A 9,149-nucleotide genomic window follows, 5' to 3' on the forward strand; every position below is an offset into this window, starting at 1 on the left:
ACCGCAGTCAAATCTCTTATTTGTCGGAAGGATACAACGAACAGGGGCTTTCAAGTAACGCCGTGTATTCATTGCTGCTGGACAGGAATGGACGAAAATGGATAGGAACGCTCAGGGGAGGGATAAACATGATCGATGAGGTTAAAGACAGGTTCCAAAACATCCGTCATGATCCGCTTAATGCCAACAGCCTCATCAGCAATTTTGTAAAATCGCTTCTTGAAGACAGGGAGGGGACGCTGTGGATTGGCACCGATGGTGGTGGACTGAGCATCTGGTACAGGCGTTCCGGTCATTTTTCTAACTTTCGGCATGATCCCAAAGATCCGGGGACATTAAGTTCCGACTTTGTAACCAGTATGATCCAGGATTTTACAGGGAAAATATGGATAGCAACTTACGGCGGAGGGATCGATCTTTACCTGCCCGGGCAAAACAGGTTTAAAGTATATCATGGGCTGGACGCGCAGGGCAAGGAAAGCCGGATAACCTTCTGGTGTTTATATCTGGATCATGAAGGGAACTTATGGGCAAGCGGGTTACAGGATGACCTTTTTCTTTATGACCGCAAAGCAGATCAGTTTAAGCCATTTCATATAAAATTGCCTAACGTCCTTTCCATGTGCCAAGACGGGGCCGGCAATCTTTGGGCGGGTAACTTTGAAGGGCTTTATAAAATTAATATAAAACAGGGGAGTTTCCGGTTTTACTCCATCGGCAAACCGGTGCGGTCGATACATTCATCTGCGGGCGGCGATCTCTGGCTCGGTACTGAAGCTGGTTTGATGTATTTCGGTACGTTGGCCGGCAAAGTCACAAAACAGTTCACTACCATGGCCGGCTTAAGTAATAATAATATACTGGCAATAGAGGAAGACAATGCAAAGCAACTTTGGTTAAGCACATACAATGGCCTTTGCCGCTTTGATCCGAAGAAAACAACTTTTACCAATTTTTTTCAAAGCGACGGGCTTGCAAGCAAGGAGTTCAATTTCAATGCTTCACTGAGGTTAAGGAACGGCCAGCTGGCATTTGGTGGCACGGGCGGGCTTACACTATTTTCCCCCGAACAACTCGTGCCGTTGCGGAATGCACCGGGCATTGCTTTTACAGATATCAGGATCGACGCGAAGCCGCTGGATTTTTACCCCGGTTTTTTTAAAGCCAATGAGCATAATGAACTTGTTTCACTGCGGATACCCTATAAAAATGCCTCTTTGGCTTTTCGGTTCGCCGCTATAGAGTTTACGGCGCAGGAAAGAATAAAATACCGCTACATTCTTCAGGGGTGGGATAGAAAGTGGGTGGATGCCGGCCATCAGCGCAACATATTGTATACAAGGCTGGCCCCGGGCAGCTACGTGCTGAGGGTTAACTGCACCAATCCTGAAGGCCAATGGACAAAAAACGAACTGACACTGAACATTGTTGTTTTGCCACCCTGGTACGCCACGGTTTGGGCATTTGTTGCTTATGCATTGGTAGTAGTGGGAATAATCTATTGGTACGTACGGAATAAATTCCGTGAAACAAAGCTATAATACGAGGTAAAACTGGCTAACGCAGATGTCGAATATCAACGTAACCTTCAGGAAAAGGAAAAAGAACTGAATGAGCGGCGCATCGAATTTTTTACGGGTGTTGCCCATGAGTTTCGCACCCCGCTTTCTCTTATCATTAACCCGGTTAAGGATCTGCTGGCCAAAAGTACCTCCGGCGAACGCCAGGACCTGAATATAGTTTTCCGCAATTCAAGACGTTTGTTGAGCCTCGTTGATCAGTTATTGCTGTTCCGAAAGGCTGATGCCGTGGCGGATGCGCTACACATCGCACCGATGGATATCGTGCTCGTTTGCCGCGAAGTATATCTTTGTTTCGTTCATCAGGCAAAGCTTTCCGGAATTAGCCTGGAACTGAACGCTCCGGCAGACCCTCTTTTCATTTATGGTGATCGTGAGAAGATCGAGATCATACTTTTTAACCTGATCTCAAACGCAATCAAATATTCGGCGGGTGGCAAAGCGGTATCTGTTCAGCTGAATGACGCGCCGAACGAGGTTATTATCAAAGTGACAGACAATGGCCCTGGAATATCAAAAGAGGTCGGCGCGCATATTTTTGAAAAGTTTTACCGCTCTGCAAAACAAGGGCAGAAGGCAGGGTTTGGCATTGGTTTATACCTGGCACAACAATTTACACGCCGGCATCACGGACAACTTTATTTTGAGAGCGTTCAGGGTACGGGCACTACATTCAGCCTGGAGCTTTTGAAAGGTACCGGCCATTTTCCCGGAATTGTGGTTTCAGATGAGGTTGACATTATTTCCCCACTGTTGGATGAGCTAACAGAAGAGAATAGCAACGTGGAAGCCATGGCTGAAGCTGATGAAACCTATTTTGAAACGAAAGGTATTGTTAATGATAAAAAAACTATTCTTGTAGTTGATGACGATGCTGAACTGCGCCGTTACATCAGATCATTACTTGTGGCTTCTTATATCGTGTATGAGGCTGAAAATGGCCAGGTTGGTTTAACAATGGCGCGGGATAAACAACCCGATATGATCATCTGTGATTTGATGATGCCGGAATTAAACGGTATTGAAGTATGCACAGCCATAAAGAACGATCCGCAGCTCAGTTACATTCCGATGATCCTGCTAACAGCAAGCGCTTCCCCCGAAAGCAGGATCAAAGGGCTTGAAAGCGGGGCAGACGATTACATTCAGAAGCCGTTTGAAAAGGATGTTCTGATGGCCCGTATTGCTAATCTTCTGCAAAACCGCGATAATTTACAGCAGTATTTTTATAACACTATCACGCTTAAAAATGCCAGTATAACAATCTCAGATGAGTACAGGCAGTTCCTGGAAAAATGTATTGATATTGTTGAAAGGAATATTACCGACGAAAATTTTTCTATTAAGGTATTGGCAGCGGAGATTGGGATGAGCCACTCTAATCTGTACCGTAAAGTTAAATCCTTGTCTGGCCATACCATCAACAGCTTTATCCGGTACATCCGCTTGCGCAAGGCTGCAGAATTGCTGATCCAGTCTGATATGAACGTTAATGAAGTGGCTTTTGAAACCGGGTTCAACAGCATAAAATACTTCCGGAGCCAGTTTTTTAAACTGTTTGGCGCTAACCCTTCAGACTTTTTAAAGCAGAAAAGACCCGTGTTTAAAAAGAGGTTTAATGTAAATAATTGATTTTTAGTTATTTACTGTCTTTTTTATATTCCTTAATCCATTTAGGTTTCTTATTGAATGCTGAATTTGTACCGCCAAAATGGCTAATTTGTATCCCATCGCGGTAGCAAAATCCCCCCATATTAGCTTTCATAAACCAATTATTAAGCCCGGAGCAAAAGCTACTTAATCGATTTTGGAAAACATTGTTGAGTTTGCTTACCTGATGCGGCCTATAAAAAAAATAGTCATAGAGCCAATATGAACAACGGTATCGAGTTAACGAAATGGTGGGAGCAAACCCTCGTCGGAGATGTGAAATCTTTCAGTCGTATTCACGACACGCTTTATTCTCCTTTGTATTTCTATCTGTTTAAGATCGTTAAAGATGAAGATGCTGCCCAGGATATTTTACAGGACCTCTTCATTAAATTTTGGGAACGGAAAGAACGATTTGGCCCGATCAATAATGTGAAATATTATTTTTTTAAATCGGCCAGGTCTCTCGCAATTAACTATCTGAAAGCATACCGGCCAGAGCTGCTCGACCTGCAAAATTGCAAACAGATCGACGTCGTTTTTTCTGCAGAAGACCTGCTTGTTAGTATGGAAGCGGGCAGGGAAAACCGGCAGATCCTTGCTATGGCTTTAAATGCGCTGCCTAAGCGCCAAAAGGAAATGATATTCCTTCGGTATTTTGATGATTGGAATTATGACCAGATAGCCGAAGTAACCGGCCTGCAGTACCAGTCTGTTGTTAATCATGTGCATCGTGGCATCAATCAGCTCAGGCTCAAACTAACAGAAAATAAAAGATGTACCCCAACGGAACTTGTTGCCTGATCACACTTTTTTGAAATCACCTTATCTAAAATTTACTTAACCAAATGTCAAACGGAAATTACTTATTAAAATCTGCTATTCTTTGCCTTGGCCTTATCGCCGGCATGCGTGTTTCTGCGCAAAAATTAACTAAAATATCACCCGGAGAAATATGGCCGGACGATAAAGGTGAACATATACAGGCGCATGGCGGTGGGATCACTAAGGTGAAAGATACCTATTACTGGTACGGCGAAGAAAGAAGGCAGGGACTTGACAGCAACAAACGTTATGTAAGCTGCTATGCCTCAACCGACCTGATGAATTGGAAATTTAAAGGTGATGTTGTGCAGATGACAGATCCAGAAAACCTTGGCCGGCACTGGATACTGGAAAGGCCAAAGGTGTTTTACAGTAAAAAATCACGGCAATATGTAATGTACTTTCATCTGGACAACGCCACTTATAAGTATGCAAGCGTAGGCATAGCAGTTAGTGACAAGCCCGATGGTAATTTTCGGTATCTCAAAAGCTTTCGTCCTTTAGGACACGAAAGCCGGGATATCGGGCAGTTTACGGATGATGACGGTACGCAATATCTCATTTTTGAAGACCGCCCGCTCGGGTTTCACATCGCCAAACTCACAGAAGATTGTCTTAATATAGATCGTGAAATGTGTTTAATGCCTGAACATATGGAAGGTGGCGCAATTGTTCATTACAAGGGATTGTATTATGCTATTGGCTCGGCGCTGACGGGTTGGAGGCCCAATCCCAACCAATATGCCACAGCTAAATCTCTTGAAGGCCCATGGTCTGAATTTAGGGATATAGCACCGAAGGAAACCAATACCTACGGTTCGCAATCAACACTGCTGCTTAAGGTTGCCGGCCGAAAGGATACCACGATAGTGTTTTTGGGAGATATTTGGAAACCCAAAACGCAATGGGACTCACGATACCTTTGGATGCCCGTTGAAATAGGCGATGGCAAGCTTTGGTTACCTCAGCCGAAGCCTTTTAAAATCGACGTAAAGAATGGGACAGCGGTAAAGTCCCCTCAATAAACTTCCAGGCAAAATATAATACAATTTTTCAGGCTCATTGCAGGTAACGCATGGTGGATCACTGCATTGTTTTCCTTTGGCTTCATCATAAACCTTGTCCCAAATTGAAATTAATGGAAATAATGGATTGGAATTGAGTATCCGGAAATGCTTTTTATGTCCATATACTAAGTGAGTGCATGAGGTGATCCGCCACCAGCTTAATTAAACCGTTTTAGAAACCAATTACTTAATTATTAACAAATGAAATTATGAGTATTTCTACTTTATTTTTTAAAGGAAAACCTGGCTTGCTGACCCTGTTTTTCTGGTACTTATTCTCTGTGATAGCTTATGCGCAGAATGGCAAGATCAGCGGGAAAGTTCTCGACGCCAAAACTAAGGAGACGATAATAGGCGCTACTATTAAACTTAAGGGAACATCGGTAGGGGCCGTTTCCGATGCCAACGGGCATTTCGAGATCAACGCTTCGCCTGGCTCAATACTGCAAATCAGCTACGTTGGTTATTTGACAAAAGAGGTACCGGCAGATGCCGGCACACCAATGGTGATATCTTTGGCAGAGAACAGCAGCGACCTGAGTGAAGTTGTCGTGGTGGCATACGGCACACAAAAAAAGCCTTCAGTAGTGGGCGCTATTGCAACGGTGAGTGCTAAAGTATTTGAAGACCGCGGGCCTACAAATAACCCAATTGCTAATTTACAGGGGCAGGTTCCGGGTATGGTTGTAACCAGGACCTCGGCCCAGCCCGGCCGCGAAAACTGGAACTTTCAGATCCGTGGCGCAACTTCAGTTAACGGACAGGACCCATTGATAATATTAGATGGCGTTGCCCTTAACAATAACAATGAGCTAAATTCTATCAATCCTAATGATATCGACAATATTTCGGTATTGAAAGATGGTTCGGCTTCCATATATGGTGCCCGTGCTGCTTATGGTGTTGTATTGATCACCACAAAAAAGGGTAAGGCGGGTAAAATGCAGATCCAGTATGATCCTTCTGTATCTGAGAAGTTGTTAGGCCTTCAACCCAAGATGGCAAACATTGATCAATGGGCAAACGGCCTGATCCAGGCTAAAACCAATGATAATTATGGCGTAGCACCAGCAACTGACCTGTGGTACCAGATGGCCAATTTTGCGCTGGCCAACAAAGGCAAGGTAATATTGGCATCACAAATTCCGGGCAATACAACCGGGGGTATCACTGCAAATTCATTTTACAATGGTTTACCGGTACCTGCATTCCTCGATGTAAAAGAATTAGACTTCATCGATGTGTCATTGCAGCAGTATTTATGGGGCCGTGCAACCTCAACCCAACATAATCTTGCTATATCGGGCGGAACAGAAAAAAATACCTATCGTGTTTCATTAGGTTATTTAAATGACGGCAGCCAGCTTCAGATCGGCAATAATGGTAATCAGCGTTACAATCTCAGGCTAAACAATAGCTATAAATTCAGCGACAGGGTACAATTGGAAACCAATATTTCATTGGAGCAAAATAATATCCAGCAACCAACCATGTACACTACAGGGAGTTACAGTGCTCTCGGCAATGGGTTTCAGGTTGGTTTGCCTATGTATACACAGTCGGGAAAACCTTATCAGTGGGGAGGTGTGGCGAGTCCGGCAGGTTTGCTGAGGGACGGTGGTGACAACCTGGAAAATAATAGCCGGGCATTACTCAATTCAACGCTGACTTATAATTTCATGAAACACCTCACATTTACCGGAACAGCCGGATATAATGTTTGGTGGCAGGACGACCGCGTGCAGACCAAAACAGTGCGCCTTTATTCTTATGATGATAAATACCTTACCGGGACCACTGCACCATCGGGCGGCTCTACAGGAGGAAGCGAAAATTATTTCCGTGCAAACATCAATGATAAATATTATAACCTGATCGGTCGTGTTACTTATGCCAATACTTTTAATGGTGTACACGATGTGTCATTAATGGTAGGCAGTTCATACGAAAGGGATGAGTATGATATGTTCAATACCCGTACTTACAATTTAGGAAGCGATGATGTGCCTTCTTTAAATTTAGGGGTGAGCAGTACGCTGGCCGGCTTTGTAACTAATGATGAACAACGCAACCATTACGCCCTCGGTTCATATTTTGCAAGAGCTACCTACGCTTTTAAAGGTAAATATCTTTTTGAAGGGACTGGCCGGTACGATGGTTCTTCAAAATTTATTGCAGCTAAACGCTGGAAACCGTTTTACAGCCTCATGGGCGGCTGGCGTTTAGGTGAAGAAAGCTTCATAAAACGTATAAATATTTTTAGCGAGTTAAAGCTGCGTGCATCTTACGCTACATCGGGCAGCCAGGGTGGTATTGGTCTTTATGACTACCTGCAATCGCTGAATGTAGGCAACAGTAACACCCTTTTAGGCACAGCGCTTGCAACGGCAACTACAACAACCGGAAATCTTGTTTCGCTTGACCGTACCTGGGAAACAGTGATCAAACGAAACCTTGGTATTGATTTCGGCGTACTTAACGGCCGGTTAAATGGTACTTTTGAGGTGTTCCGGAACCGTAATAAGAATATGCTGGTAAGTGTTACCTATCCCGGCACTTTAGGAATCGGTGCGCCCCAGTCAAACAACGGAGATTTGCAAACCTGGGGATGGGAGGGGCAGCTGACCTGGAAGGACCGCGTTGGTCAGGTAACTTATACGATTTCGGGCAACATAACCGACAGCCAGAATAAGTTGGTATATTTCAATGGCGTTCCTGCCTTGGGTGCCGGTTATAATGCCACAGTACAGGGTTATCCGCTCGGTTCATATTTTGGCCTTAAATACGGTGGCCGTTTCCAGACACAAGCACAGGTTGACACTTATAACGCTACATACTACGCCCCCGGAGGAGTGATCAATACCATTGGTATCCCTGCCGCCACACCGCTCACCAATTTGCCGGGCCAAAATTCAGGCTTGCGTCCGGGTGATAATTATTTTGTTGATGTTAATGGCGATGGTAAACTGACTACCGGTACATCGGCAAAAGATATGGGCGACCTTGTATACTTAGGCAGCGACGTTCCGCGCTATACTTTTGGCCTGACGTTAGGTTTGCAATGGAAAGGCTTTGATTTTACAAGCATTTTTCAAGGAGTAGGGAAAAGAACAATATTCAGGGCCAATGGCAGTGCAAACAACTGGCGCACACCTTTTACTGCGCTTGGACAGGCACAAACCACGCAATGGGTAAACAATACCTGGACGCCCGATAATACCAATGCATTTTACCCTAATCTTCACACCAATGGAATTAACGGCTACAATTACCAGATCTCTAGCTGGTCGGTTGAGAACGGGGCTTATGTGCGTTTAAAAAACCTTGTTATCGGTTATACTTTGCCGCAAGCATTACTGGCGCGTACCAAAGCCATCAGCCGTTTAAGGATCTATGTTTCGGGAAGCGACCTGTGGGAGATCAGCGGGATTCATGACGGTTGGGATCCTGAAATTACCCGGACCACTGCCGGAAACGAACGTTATCCATTTTACAGGTATGTAACCATAGGCGCAAACATTACATTTTAACTGAAAAATAATTATGAAAAATATATACCGAAGGATTATCAGTATCCTGTCAATCATTGCCATTGTCGGCATATTTGCGTGCAATAAGGGGCTTAACCTTTATCCGCAGGATCAGCTCTCGGAAGCAGCATACTTTAAATCAGCCAGTGATTTTAAAACCTTTGCTAATCAATATTACGGTGCCCTCCGTAATTTCAACAATTCGTTTGCTGATAACCCGCATTATGACGGGCGAGCCGACGTGTTTGGCGGTGGAGGCACTTATGGAGCCGGTATCAATACAGTTCCGGCAAGTGACGCTTATTGGACCAATAATTATTCAAGGATCAGGAATTGTAACTATTTACTTGAAAAGGCAGTTGGGTTCAGCGATCAGGCCGGCATTAGCCAATTTGTGGCAGAGGCTAAATTTTTCAGGGCCTACAACTATTTTGAATTATTGCAGCTTTATGGGGGTGTTCCGTTGATCACCAAAACCCTGAACCTGGATTCGCCCG

6 protein-coding genes and 1 pseudogene are annotated in these 9,149 nt (G+C 44.4%); all 7 read left to right on the forward strand.

What is annotated here, in order from left to right; translation table 11 throughout:
• A partial coding sequence (locus tag VF500_RS31400) for a ligand-binding sensor domain-containing protein (RefSeq protein ID WP_330863434.1) occupies positions 1-1,541 on the forward strand: 1,541 nt, incomplete at its 5' end.
• 81 nt (positions 1,542-1,622) lie between these two features.
• Positions 1,623-1,796 (forward strand): annotated as a pseudogene (locus VF500_RS31850) (histidine kinase dimerization/phospho-acceptor domain-containing protein); the annotation flags it as partial.
• 39 nt (positions 1,797-1,835) lie between these two features.
• On the forward strand, positions 1,836-3,212 hold the full coding sequence (locus tag VF500_RS31405) for a response regulator (protein WP_330863435.1): 1,377 nt from the start codon (positions 1,836-1,838) through the stop codon (positions 3,210-3,212).
• Between the two features lie 240 nt (positions 3,213-3,452).
• Positions 3,453-4,034: a sigma-70 family RNA polymerase sigma factor gene (locus tag VF500_RS31410; RefSeq protein WP_330863436.1), complete on the forward strand. Its 582-nt coding sequence runs from the start codon at positions 3,453-3,455 to the stop codon at positions 4,032-4,034.
• 44 nt (positions 4,035-4,078) lie between these two features.
• Positions 4,079-5,080: a family 43 glycosylhydrolase gene (locus tag VF500_RS31415; protein WP_330863437.1), complete on the forward strand. Its 1,002-nt coding sequence runs from the start codon at positions 4,079-4,081 to the stop codon at positions 5,078-5,080.
• Positions 5,081-5,331: 251 nt separating this feature from the next.
• On the forward strand, positions 5,332-8,652 hold the full coding sequence (locus tag VF500_RS31420) for a TonB-dependent receptor (RefSeq protein ID WP_330863438.1): 3,321 nt from the start codon (positions 5,332-5,334) through the stop codon (positions 8,650-8,652).
• A 13-nt stretch (positions 8,653-8,665) separates the two neighbouring features.
• On the forward strand, positions 8,666-9,149 hold a 484-nt coding region (locus tag VF500_RS31425; RefSeq protein WP_330863439.1), incomplete at its 3' end, for a RagB/SusD family nutrient uptake outer membrane protein.

It is taken from the genome of Mucilaginibacter sp. (assembly GCF_036383575.1).
Classification (GTDB): domain Bacteria; phylum Bacteroidota; class Bacteroidia; order Sphingobacteriales; family Sphingobacteriaceae; genus Mucilaginibacter.